This is a genomic window from Actinomycetospora aurantiaca, from assembly GCF_037401875.1.
Taxonomy (GTDB): Bacteria; Actinomycetota; Actinomycetes; order Mycobacteriales; family Pseudonocardiaceae; genus Actinomycetospora; species Actinomycetospora aurantiaca.
In genome coordinates this window covers 105,420-119,491 of record NZ_JBBEGN010000012.1, presented here as the reverse complement: position 1 = coordinate 119,491, position 14,072 = coordinate 105,420, and the positions used below count along the sequence as shown (strand labels likewise).

General features: G+C 74.4%; 15 protein-coding genes. 6 read left to right on the top strand and 9 right to left on the bottom strand.

The annotated features are described in order from the left end of the window. Window positions 1-4 precede the first annotated feature (4 nt). From WCD74_RS21630 to WCD74_RS21620, 3 genes are read right to left on the bottom strand one after another with little or no spacing between them, the layout of a single operon-like run. The gene (locus WCD74_RS21630) at window positions 5-1,480 is read right to left on the bottom strand and encodes a hypothetical protein (protein WP_337696950.1); all 1,476 of its coding nucleotides are present in this window, start codon (window positions 1,478-1,480) and stop codon (window positions 5-7) included. After that, window positions 1,471-2,181, bottom strand: a complete 711-nt coding sequence (locus WCD74_RS21625; protein ID WP_337696949.1) for a class I SAM-dependent methyltransferase — start codon at window positions 2,179-2,181, stop codon at window positions 1,471-1,473. The genes WCD74_RS21630 and WCD74_RS21625 overlap by 10 nt, the downstream gene beginning before the upstream one ends. Beyond that, the gene (locus WCD74_RS21620) at window positions 2,178-3,377 is read right to left on the bottom strand and encodes a lipopolysaccharide biosynthesis protein (RefSeq protein WP_337696948.1); all 1,200 of its coding nucleotides are present in this window, start codon (window positions 3,375-3,377) and stop codon (window positions 2,178-2,180) included. Before WCD74_RS21620 ends, WCD74_RS21625 begins: the two co-directional genes overlap by 4 nt. Window positions 3,378-3,596: 219 nt before the next feature. On the opposite strand from WCD74_RS21620, the gene WCD74_RS21615 reads away from it, so the two are divergent. Further along, window positions 3,597-3,761: a hypothetical protein gene (locus WCD74_RS21615; protein ID WP_337696947.1), complete on the top strand. Its 165-nt coding sequence runs from the start codon at window positions 3,597-3,599 to the stop codon at window positions 3,759-3,761. A gap of 4 nt (window positions 3,762-3,765) precedes the next feature. On the opposite strand, the gene WCD74_RS21610 is transcribed toward WCD74_RS21615, so the two are convergent. The 3 genes from WCD74_RS21610 to WCD74_RS21600 form a co-directional block, all read right to left on the bottom strand. After that, the gene (locus WCD74_RS21610) at window positions 3,766-4,197 is read right to left on the bottom strand and encodes an Asp23/Gls24 family envelope stress response protein (protein WP_337696946.1); all 432 of its coding nucleotides are present in this window, start codon (window positions 4,195-4,197) and stop codon (window positions 3,766-3,768) included. Next, window positions 4,194-5,462, bottom strand: a complete 1,269-nt coding sequence (nhaA, locus tag WCD74_RS21605) for a Na+/H+ antiporter NhaA (protein WP_337696945.1) — start codon at window positions 5,460-5,462, stop codon at window positions 4,194-4,196. The genes WCD74_RS21610 and nhaA overlap by 4 nt, the downstream gene beginning before the upstream one ends. Before the next feature lie 71 nt (window positions 5,463-5,533). Beyond that, window positions 5,534-6,991 carry an alpha/beta hydrolase gene (locus WCD74_RS21600; RefSeq protein WP_337696944.1) on the bottom strand — a complete coding sequence of 486 codons (1,458 nt, stop codon included), beginning with the start codon at window positions 6,989-6,991 and terminating at the stop codon, window positions 5,534-5,536. A gap of 185 nt (window positions 6,992-7,176) precedes the next feature. Between WCD74_RS21600 and WCD74_RS21595 the strand changes: the two genes are divergently transcribed. The 5 genes from WCD74_RS21595 (at window position 7,177) to WCD74_RS21575 (ending at window position 11,201) form a co-directional block, all read left to right on the top strand. Continuing rightward, entirely contained in the window at window positions 7,177-7,461 is a 285-nt protein-coding gene (locus tag WCD74_RS21595) for a PASTA domain-containing protein (protein WP_337696943.1), read from the top strand. A 20-nt stretch (window positions 7,462-7,481) separates the two neighbouring features. Continuing rightward, a complete protein-coding gene (locus WCD74_RS21590) occupies window positions 7,482-8,255 on the top strand; it encodes a TIGR03557 family F420-dependent LLM class oxidoreductase (protein ID WP_337696942.1) in 774 nt (257 codons plus the stop codon). After that, a complete protein-coding gene (locus WCD74_RS21585; RefSeq protein WP_337696941.1) occupies window positions 8,201-8,443 on the top strand; it encodes an LLM class oxidoreductase in 243 nt (80 codons plus the stop codon). Before WCD74_RS21590 ends, WCD74_RS21585 begins: the two co-directional genes overlap by 55 nt. A 263-nt stretch (window positions 8,444-8,706) precedes the next feature. Then, window positions 8,707-10,323, top strand: a complete 1,617-nt coding sequence (locus WCD74_RS21580; RefSeq protein WP_337696940.1) for a peptide chain release factor 3 — start codon at window positions 8,707-8,709, stop codon at window positions 10,321-10,323. Continuing rightward, on the top strand, window positions 10,320-11,201 hold the full coding sequence (locus tag WCD74_RS21575) for a polysaccharide lyase family 20 protein (protein ID WP_337696939.1): 882 nt from the start codon (window positions 10,320-10,322) through the stop codon (window positions 11,199-11,201). Before WCD74_RS21580 ends, WCD74_RS21575 begins: the two co-directional genes overlap by 4 nt. Window positions 11,202-11,207: 6 nt before the next feature. Here WCD74_RS21575 and WCD74_RS21570 read toward each other — a convergent pair whose 3' ends face one another. From WCD74_RS21570 to WCD74_RS21560, 3 genes are all read right to left on the bottom strand, one after another. Next, window positions 11,208-11,576 (bottom strand): hypothetical protein, encoded by a 369-nt coding sequence (locus WCD74_RS21570; protein ID WP_337696938.1) that lies wholly within the window; start codon window positions 11,574-11,576, stop codon window positions 11,208-11,210. A 62-nt stretch (window positions 11,577-11,638) separates the two neighbouring features. After that, the gene (locus WCD74_RS21565) at window positions 11,639-11,896 is read right to left on the bottom strand and encodes a hypothetical protein (protein ID WP_337696937.1); all 258 of its coding nucleotides are present in this window, start codon (window positions 11,894-11,896) and stop codon (window positions 11,639-11,641) included. A gap of 134 nt (window positions 11,897-12,030) precedes the next feature. Then, complete coding sequence (locus tag WCD74_RS21560) at window positions 12,031-13,965, bottom strand: heparin lyase I family protein (protein ID WP_337696936.1); 1,935 nt, start codon at window positions 13,963-13,965, stop codon at window positions 12,031-12,033. Window positions 13,966-14,072 lie beyond the last annotated feature (107 nt).

Below are 14,072 nucleotides of genomic sequence, written 5' to 3'. Positions count from 1 at the left end.
GGCCCTACCCGCACGATGGTCGGCCGTCGAGCAGGCGGCAGTCCTCCGTCGTGCGGTAGTAGCCGAGGAGATCGTCGGTGGACAGCGGAGGGGTGCGGCCGTTGCGCTCGGCGAGCACGATCAGCATGGCCAGGGTGCGCGTGCCTCCCCAGCCGTCGCCCACGTCCGCCGGAGTCACGGTTCCGGCCCGGAGGTCGGCGTCGAGCCGGACGAGGGTCGAGGACTGGGTGCCGCCGAGGTCGACCGGGAAGGGCCAGTCGATCGGCAGGGGACGCGTCCCGCTCGCGAGTTCGGCGCGCGTGCTGAGGCCTCCCTGCACCGAGGGCACGACGGCCACGGCGGTCACGAGGACGACGAGCAGGGTCGCGACCGGAACGGCCACCCACCGAGGGCGGCGCACCACCCTCACCAGTTCGTCGAGTGCGGGCGCCACCAGCAAGCCGGCGACGACAGCGACGGCGGCGATCCGTCGCGAACCCGGCACTCCGCTGGAGACCGCGTAGAGGCCCGCAGAGGCGAGGGCGACGGTGAACCAGGGCCAGACCAGGCGGAACCGACGGAGGACGGCCACGAGCGCGCAGGCAGCGAGAACACCCGCCACGACGCGGGAGGTCAACATCGGCTGGTCGGAGAACCAGTAGTAGCCGCTGCCGTCGTCGACGAGCAGATGGAGCGTCTCGACGAGCCGGATCCGCCACTCGTCGAGGTCCGCTCCGGAACGCCCCCCGCCCGTGACGACGATGCCTCCGTTGCGCCACCACAGCAGGGGCGCCAGGACCAGCCCGGTCCCGACCGCGCCACCGAGCAGGACGAACACCGCGTCGCGGAACGAGCGGACACGGACGAGACAGACCAGCGCGACCACCGCCGCCCAGGCGAGGCCCGCCGTGTAGTTCGACACCGCGTAGGCCGCCGGGAGGAGTGCGAGCGGCCACCACGCGCGGCGGGACGTCGCGAGGTACAGCGCCAGCACGCCCCAGATCGCCTCGAAGCCGTTCTCAGTGCCGACCCAGGCGATCGTGGTGACTCCGGGCAGCAGCGCAGCCACGGCCGCGCCGACCGTCGCCGTGACCGGCGAGCACCGCAGCCGTCGGCGCGCGACGAGGTACAGCAGGGCGGGGAGGACGGCCATGGTGGCGGCCTTGACGGGGCGGGCCCAGAACAGGCCGTACTCGGGCGTGAGGTGCGAGGCGACCAGGTAGTACAGCTGGGACCCGGCGTTGGTCGACCAGATCGAGGGTTGCCACCCCAGGCTCAGCGCGAGCGGGTCACGGTGGTCGATCGACGCTTCCTCGCCCGTGATCACCCCCTGGGCCGAGGCTCCGGCCGCGAACCACAGGTTCCACGCGAGAGCGCCCGCGAACAGGGCCAGTGGGAGCAGCACGTCGACCGCGGTCCGCAGACGAGCGGCGCGACGAGCCGCTCGACCGTCCAGCGCGAGGGTCGGCGCGTCGCCGGCGACCGCGTCGTTCAGGAGCATCGCAGCACGAACACCGACGACTCGCCGTTGCCCGGCCGCAGGACCATCCGGCCCGACAGGAACTGCGCGAACGCCGGGACCGCGTAGCGCGCGGCGTCCAGGAGCTTCGGGAGCCGCGAGTACGGCACGTTCCACAGGCCGTCGGTGCCCTCGCGCTCGACGGTGAACCCGTGGTCGGTGAGGACGGAGCGCCACTCGGCGTGCGGCTTGAGGTTGATGTGGGTGGGGTCGGCGTAGCCCATCCAGTCCGCGCCGGCCAGCGCGCGGCCCCGGCCCGCCGGGTCGGGCATGACGACCAGCGCCTGCCCGCCCGGGCGCAGGATGCGCCGCCACGTGGCGAGCACGTCGTCGACCACCTCGTCGGTGAGGTGCTCCAGGACGTGGATCGCGGTCAGGGCCCCGAACCCGTCGTCGGGAAGGTCCTCGGCCGCCGTGGTGATGGTGGCGCCGGGGGCGTTGCGCCGCGCCGCCGCCGCGGACCACTCGGAGAGCTCGAAGCCCGCCGCCGGGCCGAGGGCCGACAGCCGGCGGACCAGGTGCCCGGTGCCGCAGCCGAAGTCGAGGTAGGGCCCGCCGTCGCAGTACCGCCCGACGAGCCGGGTGTAGTACCCCAGCGCCGGCCGGTCGCCGGCCTGCCCGTTCGCGTCGTAGTAGGCGGCGTCGTAGTGCTCCGCCTCCCCCTGTCGCGGCTCGAAGCTCACGTGGTCGTCCTCTCGCGGTCGCGGGCCAACAGTGCCGTGCTCGCCAGCGCCCCCACGAGCGACCCCACCCCGAAGGCGATCTCCCCGGCGACGACGACGCCCGGGACCAGCCAGAACGTCAGGCCGGCCGCGACGAGCCCGGTCAGCCAGCTCAGGGCGACGTCGGTGTGCCGGTTGCGGGCGACGTGGACCTGCGTCACCACGACGAGGGCCACGTGGGCAAGCACGCCCGCCACGATCACGGCGAGCTCGAAGCCGGCGATGCGGTACTCCGAGCCGAAGATCAGGGTGACGATCGGCGGGCCGATCCACCACGCGAGCGGCACCCCGACGACGGCCAGCGCGGCCAGCCCCGCCGTCCCGCGCGCGAACAGGCGGAAGACCTCCCGACGGCGGCCGGCCGCGAGCAGGCGGGTGAGCGTCGGGACGACCGCGGACTGCAGGGGCACCACCATCGACAGCGGCGCCTTCGCGATCGTGAATGCCGCCACGAAGACGCCCGCGGCCGCCTGCGCCCCGCCGTCGGCGAGGGCGACCACCACCACCGGGAGCCCGTTGAGCAGCAGCTGCGCGCACACCGACCCGACCAGCAGCGGCACCGCCGAGGCACCGAGGGCGCGGACGGAGTGCTCCGTGTGGCCGGGGTCGGGGTACTCGCGCTCGGCCCGGGCCCACGCCGCCGGGACCAGCGGCAGGTGCGCCAGCGCGATCGCGGCGACGAGCGCCCAGCAGTACAGGGCCGCCTGGTCGGCGCCGAACAGGAGCAGGGCCACGGCGGACCCCAGTCGCAGGAGCGCGTCCAGCACCATGACCGCCCCGTGGCGCACGAGCCGGTCGGTGCCGATCAGCACCCCGCGCAGGAGGAACTGGCCGGCCGACACCACGCACAGGGCGATCAGCGCCGCGAACGCGCCCACGTGTCCGTCCAGCGAGCTCCACACCAGCGGCGAGGCCGCGCCCAGGACGGCGAGGGCGAGACCGCCGAGGATCGCGGCCGTCCCGAGGCCGGCGACCAGCACCCGGCGTCGGGATTCCCGCATCGCCAGCCGACGGGCCAGCTCCTGCTCGAGCGGCAGGAACGGGCCGAAGCCGAGCACGAGGGCGAGCGCCCAGAAGGCGCCGAAGGTGGCGTACTCCGCGGGCGTCAGCCCGCGGGCGACGACCGCCAGGTAGACGTTGACCAGCAGCCCCGACACGACCACGCCGACGCCGGCGGAGCTGACGAGACGCCGCGCGCCCGGGCCACCTCGGGGCGCCGAACGGGTCGGGTCGGCTGTGGTGCTGATGGAAGGACGATAGCGGTGCGCCACTCGCCCCCCGCCCGTCGCCCGACGTTCGGCATGTCCTGCACCATCCGCGTGATGGTGCGGTCACACCCCTGTGTGACGTACCGAACGTGAGGGTACGGTGACGCTGTGAACGTGCAGAAGGTCGTGGGCGTCCTCGTCGCGATCCTCGTCGTCTTCTGGATCATCAGTTCGCCCGGCACGGCCGCCGGGACCGTGAACGGGATCCTCGACGGCCTCGCGTCGGCCGGTACGTCGCTGATCAGCTTCCTGCGCCAGATCGCGCCGAGCTAGTCGCTCACACCGCCGCGGTCGGCGGTGCCACCGGGTCCTCCTCGGCCCCGGGCAGCACGACGTCGGTGATGACGATGTTCAGCTCCGTCACCTGCACGCCCGCGATCTGGTCGACCGCCTCCGGCACGTGCCGGCGCAGCGCGCGCGTGAGTTCCCGCGCGCCCGCGCCGTACTCGATGGCCACGTCGAGCCCGACCGTCGCGCGCTCGCCGTCCATCTCCACCCGCACGCCCGCGACGTTGTCGCTCGCCCCGGTCAGCGTCTGGCGCACCGCCCCGACGGCGCGGGCCGTGGTGCCGCCGAGACCGGCGATCCCGGGGATCTCGCGCGTCGCGAAGGCGACCACCTTCTGGACGACGGCGGGCAGCACCTCCGTCGAGCCGGTGACCCCGGTCGGGTCGGTGAGGGGCGGGGGCGGCGGCGTCGCTGCGGTCATGCCTCCGGTGTACCCGCTGGAACGCGGTGCCGTGCGGCGGCGCGCAGCACGATCGTGGCGAGCACGGCCGCCAGGACCGACGCGAGGACGATCCCGACCTTCACGTGGTCGTCCGCCTCGGTGCCGCCCCCGAACGCCAGCTCCCCGACGAGCAGGGAGACCGTGAAGCCGATCCCCGCCAGCAGGGCCAGCCCGACGACGTCGATCCAGCGCAGCGACTCGTCGAGCTGCGCACGGGTGAACCGCTGCACGAGCCACGCGGCGCCGGTGACACCCACGGTCTTCCCGACGACGAGCCCGACGACGACGCCGATGGTGATCGGGTTGAGGAACGCGGCCCCGACGTCGTCCTGACCGAACACGGTCACCCCGGCCGCGAAGAACGCGAACACGGGGACCGCGAAGCCGGCTGAGAGCGGGCGCCACCGGTGCTCGAAGTGCTCCGAGAGGCCCGGGCCCTCCCCGGGAGCCCGCCGGACGACGGGAACGGTGAAGCCGAGCAGCACGCCCGCGACGGTTGCGTGCACGCCGGACTCGTGGACCAGCACCCACGCCACCAGCGCGAGCGGCATCAGCAGCCACCAGGACCGCACCCGCCGCTGCACCAGCACCCCGAACAGCGCGATCGGGACGAGTGCGAGCAGCAGCGGGCCGACCGAGAGGTCGTCGGTGTAGAAGATCGCGATGATCGTGATGGCGAGCAGGTCGTCCACCACGGCCAGCGTCAGCAGGAACGTCCGCAGCGCGGTGGGCAGACCGCGACCGATCACGGCGAGCACCGCGAGCGCGAAGGCGATGTCGGTCGCCGTCGGGACCGCCCAGCCCACCAGACCCTCGGGGTGGTTCAGGTTGATCAGGACGAAGAGCAGGGCGGGCACCGCCATGCCGCCGACCGCGGCCGCGACCGGCAGCACCGCCCGCGAGGGCTCCCGCAGGTCGCCGGCGACGAACTCGCGCTTGAGCTCCAGGCCCGCGACGAAGAAGAAGATCGCCAGCAGGCCGTCGGCCGCCCAGGTCGCCAGCGACAGGTCCAGGTGCAGCGCCGCCGGGCCGATCGTCGTCGAGCCGAGCGTCGCGTAGGCCTCCCGCCACGGCGAGTTCGCCCAGATCAGCGCGATGACCGCCGCGCCGATGAGCAGGGTGCCGCCGACCGTCTCGGTGCGCAGCAGCTCCCCGATGCGGGACGCCTCCCCGGGGGACGGGGGGACGAACAGCCGCCCGACCTTCGTCCGGCGGATCCTGTCCCGGCGCGGGGTACTGGTCACGGGGCTCCTTCGAGCTGGCAGGCGTCATCGACCGCCGACCAGACTTCCCGGCACACCGCGAGCCAGCCTAACTAACAGACCGCGCCCGGTCCCGGCAGCGTGAGATTCGTCAGGTAGCGGTTGACCTGGTCGTCGACGCAGGCGACGCCGCTGCCGTACACGGTGTGCCCGTCGCCGCGGTAGGTCAGCAACGCCGACCCGGGCAGGCGCCGGGCGAGGTTCACGCTGTTCGCGTACGGGGTGGCCGGGTCGTTGGTGGTGCCGAGGACCAGCGTCGGGGGCAGGCCGGCCCCGGTCGGCGGCGTCAGCGGGTCCTGTGGCACCGGCCAGCGGGCGCAGGTCAGCCCGGAGACCAGGACGTTGCCGCTGAAGTGCGGCGCGCGCAGCTCGGCGGCCCGGGCCTGGGCGTACACGTCCTCGAGCTGGCGCGGCCACGAGTTGTCCAGGCAGGTCACCGCGTTGTAGGTGTCGGAGTTCGAGCCCTGGAAGTAGCGGTCCGCCAGCCGCCGCAGCGGCCCGCCGTCGCCGGAGTCGGCGGCCTGCAGCGCCTTGGCCAGCGTCGGCCAGTTTCCCTTGGAGTACAGCGGCAGGACGACGCCGAGCTCGAGCAGGCCGGGCGAGAGCGGGGTGGTCCCCGGCACCGGCAGCGGCGCGGCCTCGACCTTCGCGCGCACCCGGTCGAGCATCGCGATCGCGTCGGGCCCCGCCTCGCAGTCGGGACGGCGGGCGCAGTCGGCGGAGAACTGGCGCAGCGAGTTCTCGAAGCTCTCGGCCTGGCTGGGGTCGAGCCCGGGCAGGGTCACGTCGACGACGCCGTCGAGCACCATCGCGCGCACCCGCTGCGGGAACATCTCGCCGTAGACCTGGCCGATCGAGGTGCCGTAGGAGTAGCCCAGGTAGGAGATCTGCGGCTGGCCCAGCGCGGCGCGGATCGCATCCATGTCCCGGGCGACGTCGCGGGTGCCGAGGTGCGGCAGGAGCTGGCGGTAGGCGTCGCCGCACGCCTGGTCGTAGCGCTCGACGGCCTGCGCGGTGGCCGCCTCGTCGGCGGGGTCGCCCGGGTCGGGGTCGCCGTAGTACGGGGTGTCCGGGCCGACCGGGCAGGCGAGGCCCGCGCTGCGTCCGACCCCGCGGGGATCGAAGCCGATGACGTCGAAGCGCGCCGCCACTGCCGCCGGGACCTGGCCGCTCTCGACGGTCTCGATGCCCGACCCGCCCGGACCGCCGGGGTTGACCAGCAGCACGCCGAGCTTGTTCGCCTGGTCCGCGGCGGGCTGCCGGACGATGCCGATCGTGATCGTCGGGCCGGCCGGCACGGTGTCGTCCACGGGCACCGTGATCTGCGCGCACTCGAAGCGCTGGTCGCACGGCACGAACTGGGCCGGGGCCCCGAGCGGGGTGGCCGGGGCGGCGGGCGCGGCCGACGACGGGGCCGGGGCCGACGACGACAGCGGCGGGGCGGACGGGCTCCCGCCGGTGCACCCGGCGAGGGCGAGGCCCCCGGTGAGCAGCGCGACCGCCAGCTTCACCCGTGCGGACCTGCGGCGTTGCTCCATCGTGGCGCTCCCGTTCCACCTCACGACGCCGCTCCCTGCCGGGGGCGACCGTCCGGGCATCCAACCGCACCCTGCCCTGTCGGCCGCGACGGTGCCGGATTTCCTGTCCCTGGCTGCCAGCAGTGACGCGTTGCCGGCACTGGCGCTACCGTCTGCCCATGGACGGACCCGACCTGGTGCTGGTGCCGGCGCTGGTCGGGCTGCCCGCCGCGGAGGCGCACGAGCTGGCCATCACCGCCCGGGTCGTCGCGGTCGACCCCGACCCGGACACCCCGCCCACCGTGAGCGGCACCGTCACCGACCAGGAGCCCAAGGCCGGGGTCCGGGTCCCGGCGGGCGACCCGGTGACCATCTGGGTCGAGCCCGACGACGGCGGCGGGGGCGGCAACATGCCGCGGGTGCAGCCGGACGCCCCGCTGGACGGGGCCGGGGCGAACGCCTGAGGATCGGGCACCCCCCGCCGGTGAGAATCGGATACAAGCTCATCGCCGAGGCCTACGGGCCGACCGAGATGGTGCGTCAGTGCGTGCTCGCCGAGCAGGCCGGGTTCGACTTCGTCGAGATCTCCGACCACTTCCACCCGTGGGTCTCCGAGCAGCAGCACTCCGGGTTCGCGTGGTCGATGCTCGCCGCGATGGCGGCGAGGACGGAGCGGATCGAGCTCGCCACCGGCGTGACCTGCCCCTTCATCCGCTACCACCCGGCCGTGATCGCCCAGGCCGCCGCCACCACGCAGATCCTGGCCGAGGGTCGCTTCACCCTCGGCGTCGGCTCCGGGGAGCGGCTCAACGAGCACGTCGTCGGGCAGGGCTGGCCGCCGGTCCACGTGCGGCACCGGATGTTCCGGGAGTCGCTGGACATCATCAAGCTGCTCTGGCAGGGCGGGTACCAGAGCTACGAGGGCCGCCACCTGACCCTCGAGGACGCCCGCGTGTTCGACCTGCCCGAGGAGCTGCCGAAGATCGTCGTCGCGGCCGGGGGCCGTCGCGCGGCGACCCTGGCCGCCGAGCTCGGCGACGGGCTGTTCGTCACCGAGCCCCGGGCCGACCTCGTGGAGACCTACCGGGACGGGGGCGGCGACGGACCGCGGTACGCCGAGGTCCCGCTGGCCTACGCGAGCACGGTCGAGGAGGCGGCCGAGTCCGCCGGAAGCTGTTCCGCTTCGGCATCCCGGGGTGGAAGGTGCAGGCCGAGCTGCCGAACCCGGTCAACTTCGACGCCGCCACGGCCCTCGTGACGGCGGACGTCATGGCCGAGAACTTCGGGTGCGGCCCGGACGTGGAGCGCCACGCCGAGACCGCGCGGCCCTTCGCCGAGGCGGGCTACGACCACCTCGCCCTGATCAACGCCGGGCCGGACGTCGACGGCTTCTTCGACCACGCCGCGAACGGGCTGATCGAGCGGGTGCGGGCCCTGGGCTCCTGACGACGACGGCCGGTCCTCTCCCCCCGGGAGGACCGGCCGCCGCCGGACGGTCCGCGCAAACCGGGCGGTCCGTCCGTGGGGGAGTGTGCCTGGTGAAGGCTTGGTGAAACAGTCGGGCGCGGTGTGATCCGATCGACGGTGCCTCCCGCGCGACGAGCGAACGCCTGACGGTCCGTCCCCCAGACGCCGGTCACACGGCTGCTCCCCGTAACCTGCGTGTCGATGGGTACGGGCGTCGGGGGACCAGCACCACGGGACGGGCGATGACCGTCGCGTCCCCCACGACGGGGCCGGCGGGCGCGCCGGTCGAGGAGGCCCGCCGTCGTCGCACCTTCGCGGTCATCTCGCACCCCGACGCGGGGAAGTCGACCCTGACCGAGGCCCTGGCCCTCCACGCGGAGGTCATCTCGGCCGCCGGCGCGGTCCACGGCAAGGGCGGCCGCAAGGGCGTCACCTCCGACTGGATGGACATGGAGCGCGAGCGCGGCATCTCCGTGACCAGCGCCGTGCTGCAGTTCGCGTACCGCGACCACGTCATCAACCTGCTCGACACCCCCGGCCACGGCGACTTTTCCGAGGACACCTACCGGGTGCTCGCCGCCGTCGACGCCGCGGTGATGCTCCTTGACGCCGCCCGCGGCCTCGAGCCGCAGACCCTCAAGCTCTTCGACGTCTGCCGGGCCCGCGGGGTGCCGGTGCTGACGTTCGTCAACAAGTGGGACCGCCCCGGCCGCGAGCCGCTGGAGCTGGTCGACGAGGTCGAGCAGCGGATCGGGCTGCGGCCCATGCCGATCACGTGGCCGGTCGGGATCGCGGGCGACTTCCACGGGCTGGTGGAGCGCGCCGACGGGACGATGCGCCGCTTCACCCGCGCGGCGCACGGCGCCTCCCGGGCCGCCGAGGAGATCCTGGACGCCGACCGCGCCGCCGCCGAGGAGGGCGTCGACTGGGAGCGCGCCACCGAGGAGCTCGAACTGCTCGGCGAGATCGGCGCCGACTTCGACCCGGTCGACTTCCACGCCGGCACCGCGACCCCGGTGATGTTCGGCGCCGCGCTGTCGAACATCGGCGTCGCCCGGCTGCTCGACGCGCTCGTCGAGCTCGCCCCGCCGCCCGCCCCGCGCCCGAGCGCCGCCGGGGCCGAGCGCCCGATCGACGCCCCGTTCTCCGGGCTGGTGTTCAAGGTGCAGGCCTCGATGGACAAGTCGCACCGCGACCGGGTCGCGTTCGTCCGGGTGTGCTCGGGCCGGTTCGAGCGGGGCATGGTGCTCACCCACGACGCGACCGGCCGCCCGTTCGCCACGAAGTACGCCCAGGCCATGTTCGGGCGCGACCGGTCGACGATCGACGAGGCCTTCCCCGGCGACATCGTCGGGCTGGTCAACGCGAACGCGCTGCGCCCCGGCGACACCCTGTGGGCGGAGAAGCCGGTCACGTTCCCGACCATCCCGAGCTTCGCGCCCGAACACTTCTCCGTGGCGAGGGTGGCGGACGCGTCGAAGACCAAGCAGTTCCGCAAGGGCATCGAGCAGCTCGACTCCGAGGGCGTCATCCAGGTGCTGTCCTCGGACCTCCGCGGCGACCAGGCCCCGGTGCTGGCGGCCGTCGGGCCGCTGCAGTTCGAGGTCGTGGCGGCCCGGCTGGCGGACGAGTTCTCGGCGCCGATCAAGCTCGAACGTCTCGACTACACGCTCGCCCGTCGCACCGACGCGGCCGGCGTCGAGGCCCTGAAGGGGGCGATCGGGATCGAGGTCCTCACCCGGCGCGCGGACGGCGAGCTGCTCGCGCTGTTCCCGCACAAGTGGCGGCTGCAGGCGGTGGCGCAGAACCAGCCGAACCTGCTGCTCGAGCCGCTGATCGCCGAGGGGTCCGGCCAGTGAGCGCACAGACCAGGACGCACGGCCTGCTCGGGGTGGCGGTCTCCCTGCTCCTCGTCGCGGGCGTCGTGGTCGGCTGCTCCACCGGCGAGCCCGGCACCGGCAGCTCGACCGGCTCCGGCTCCGGCTCCGGCTCCGGGGTCGCCGCGACGGGTGACCCGCCACCGCTGACCGGGGCGCCCGACCCCTCGACCGTGCCCGCGCCCGTGTGGCAGGCCTCGCTGTCCGGGCCCGACCCGCTGCGCAACTTCCGCGACACGCCCTACAACAACGACGGGGCCCCGGCGCCGGAGCTCGTCGACGCCCCCGGGGTCGACGGCGCGAAGGCACTCCGCTTCGAGGTCCCGGGCGGCGGCCGCCGCAGCGAGCTGGAGCCCAACATCCAGTTCTACCGCGAGGGCGACGAGGCCTGGTTCGGTTTCGCGTGGAACCTGCCCGCCGACTTCCCGGTGAACGCGGGTGGCTGGCAGGTGCTCGCGCAGTGGAAGAACTCCGGCGAGGGCAGCCCGCCCATCGAGATCAAGGTCGAGGGCGGCCAGTTCAAGCTCGACGGCGGCGCCGGCGGGGACGACCCGGGCGGCAACTACTTCTCGGTGCCGATCGGCCCGGCGCAGACCGGTCGGCAGACCGACATGGTGGTGCACATCGTGTTCTCCACCGACCCGCAGAAGGCCGTCGTCGACGTGTGGCAGAACGGGCAGAAGCGCCTCGACGGCTACCGCCCGCCGGGCGGCACCCGCTACGAGGGCGACGACTCGTACCTCAAGACGGGGATCTACCGGGACTCCGGGATCTCGGAGGCCGCGACGCTGTTCCTCATGGACGTGCGGATCGCGCAGAGCTACGAGTCGGCGTCCGCGCTCGTGGGACCGAGGGGCTGACCGGGCTCAGCGCCGCCCCGGCGGCAGCCCGCGCGGCGGCAGCGCGTCGTTGATGATCTTCGACAGGCCGGCCGGGTCGTCCACCTCGACGACGACCCGGTGGAACGGCTCCCCGCGCAGGTAGATGGCCAGCAGGGTGGTCGCCGCGTGCACCATCCACAGCTGCCGGCGTTCGCCGACGCCGTAGGCGCCCGCCCGGAGCACGCGCGGCACGCTGATGCCGGGCAGGTGCACCCGGGGGCTGGCGAGCACCGCGTCGCGGCGCTCGAGGGTGCGGGCGCCCAGGACGCGGTCGATCGGCAGGAACACGCCACCGCGGCACGCGTAGAGCCGGTCCCGCCCGGTGAACCGGAGCAGCACACCGTGCTCGGTCACCCTGGTGTGGACGCCCACCCCGCCGTCCCTCCCCCCGACGATCCGGCGCCCGGACCCGCGCCCTACGGCGTGCGGTCCGCCCGGGTCGCGGACTGCTCGTAGGCCTGGTCCGTGGCCTTGCGGGCCTCCTCGTAGCCCTGCGCGACGGCCGAGTGCCCGTCGTCGTGGGCCTCCGCGACCGCCCGCTCGGCGGCCTTCGCCATCTCGGCGAGCGCGCGCTCGGCCTCGTCGGCGGCCTGCGTCAGGTCCGCACCGGCGCCACCGGAGGCCGCGTCGGCGTCGCCGTGGTCCGGGTGCGCGTCCGGGGTCGATGAAGTCACTGCGTCTCCGTGCTGGTCCGTCGCGGGCCACCCCCGACGACGGGCGCAACCGGTTGCGGTGCGCCTGACCCGTCCGGGTGTGCGTTCCGGCCAGCATGGCACCCGTACGGCATCCCGGTGACGGCGCCCCCTCCTCAGCGGGGGTAGGCCGCGGCGTAACTGGTGCCGATCCGCCAGTCGTCGAAGAACAGTGTCCCCGTCCGGCCGATCGCGGTGCTCCGGTAGATGCCGGTCTTGAGGTAGCTGGTCGTCCCCGGGTAGAGCGTGCCGGCCGGGGGCCGGAACCCGCGGATCGTCTGCTTCCCGTCCACCCAGGTGTCCACCGACCCGCCGCCCTCGGCGAACCGCACGTGCACCACCACCTGCTGGGCGCGACCCGGCGTCGCCGGCCCCATCGGGATCTCGAAGGGCGCGCCGCGGTCGAACCCGCCGTCGAGCTGGAACTGCCCGCCACCCACCTTCACCGACAGCGGCGGGGACCCGGTGCCCTCGTTCTTCCACTGGGTGATGACCTGCCAGTCGTCGGTCTCGACCGGGAACCCCGGCGCGAGCGTCACCGAGAACCCGAAGTAGAGGTCGTCGCCGGTGCGCAGCGACCGGAAGTTCGGCTCCAGCTCGGCCCGCTGCCCGCCACCGGGCATCGTGACCTGCAGCGCGGGCCGGCGCAGCAGCCCGCCGAGCACGGACCCGACGACGCCGGGCGGCGCGGCGCCGACCATGTTCCAGGGCGTGGAGCGGTAGTTGGCGAGCCCGCCGGCGTAGTTCGCCTGCCAGAGGAGCTTGCCGCCGTCGGGGGCCGGCGCCCCGGTCGTCGGGGCCGGCAGCCCGGGAGCCCCGCCGGGGGTGCCGGTGAGGTAGCCGACGACGTCGAGGACGACGTGCATGGCCGAACCCGCGTCGGCGACCTGCACCGTGCCCTCCGGGCTCACCGGGACCACGGCGAAGCCCGGGCGCACCGCCCCGGCCGGCACGACGACCGCCGAGGTGGTCGGCGGCGGCCCCGCACCCCACACCCCGATCGCCCCGTTGCCGGCGGGCGAGAGCCCGGTGACGTTGAGCAGCACCGACGAGACGCCGGTCGCGGGCACCCCGGAGCGGCCGAGGACCGGCACGGTCCGGATGCGGCCGGGCGTCAACGGCCCGGTCCCGACGGCGGCCGTGGCCGCGTCCGGGGCCCGGCTGTCGTAGAGCCGGGCGGGCGCGAGCGCCTTCCCCACCGCCGCGGGGACGACCGCGACGAGATCGGCGAGCACGTCGACCGTGCCCGCCTCGTTCGCCACCGTGATCGACCCGTCCTCGCCGACCGGCACCATCGTCATGTTCGGGAGGGTGTCGCCCGGGACCAGGGTCAGCTGCGGCGCGAACGGGCGGGTGCCGCCGGTCGCCCAGGCGCTCACCGTGGTGGGCTGCGAGGCGTCCGTGCCGGTCAGCGAGAGCAGCACCGCCGAGCCGGGCGGTGCGGGCGCGAAGCTCCGGCCGTCGACCTGGACCCGGCGCTGCTCGCCGGGCTGCAGCACGCCCTCCCCGCCCTGACGGGCGTCGAGGACCCGCTGGGGCACCCCGGAGGCCAGCGGCGAGTTCTCCGGGAACCACCCGACGACGTCCACGGTCGCGTCGGAGAGCCCGGTGACGTTGAACAGGCTGACCGCGCCGCCGCCGCCGAGCTTCGTGACGACGGTCTTCGTCACCGGCGCCCCGGGCGTCAGCGAGAGCGTCGAGGTCGGGGGCCGCGGGGCGTCCTGCGGCCACAGCGTCATGTAGCTCGACCCGAACAGGGTGGTCCCGGTGATGTTGAGGACCACCGTGCCCGCCCCCGTGTCGGGCACCCCGCCGCGACCCGCCACCGGGATCGAGACGGTCCGGCCCGGGCCGAGCGGACCCGCCGTCGTGAAGTCCTGGTCGACGACCTTCGAGGGCACGCGGGAGTCGAAGAGCCGGGCCGCCTGCAGGGGGACGAACGAGCCGGCGCCGGCCGGAGGCACCGGAGGCGCCGGCTGGGCGGTCGCGGGGGCGACACCGGCCAGCAGGGCGACCGCGAGCAGCAGGGGGAGGACCCAGCGCGTTCTCATCGGCTCCTCGGGTGACGGCCGGCCTCGGGCACCGCGTCCCCCGAACGGGCGGTGCCGAAGGAGGTTGCCACACGCGCGACGGGCCGTCGGCACCAGGGCTCGTGGCG

Bases quoted from the DNA above. Each gene is read 5' to 3' on its own strand.
- WCD74_RS21630 (WP_337696950.1), bottom strand. From the start codon at position 1,480: ATGCTCCTGAACGACGCGGTCGCCGGCGACGCGCCGACCCTCGCGCTG.
- WCD74_RS21610 (WP_337696946.1), bottom strand. From the start codon at position 4,197: ATGACCGCAGCGACGCCGCCGCCCCCGCCCCTCACCGACCCGACCGGG.
- WCD74_RS21595 (WP_337696943.1), top strand. From the start codon at position 7,177: ATGGACGGACCCGACCTGGTGCTGGTGCCGGCGCTGGTCGGGCTGCCC.
- WCD74_RS21580 (WP_337696940.1), top strand. From the start codon at position 8,707: ATGACCGTCGCGTCCCCCACGACGGGGCCGGCGGGCGCGCCGGTCGAG.
- WCD74_RS21560 (WP_337696936.1), bottom strand. From the start codon at position 13,965: ATGAGAACGCGCTGGGTCCTCCCCCTGCTGCTCGCGGTCGCCCTGCTG.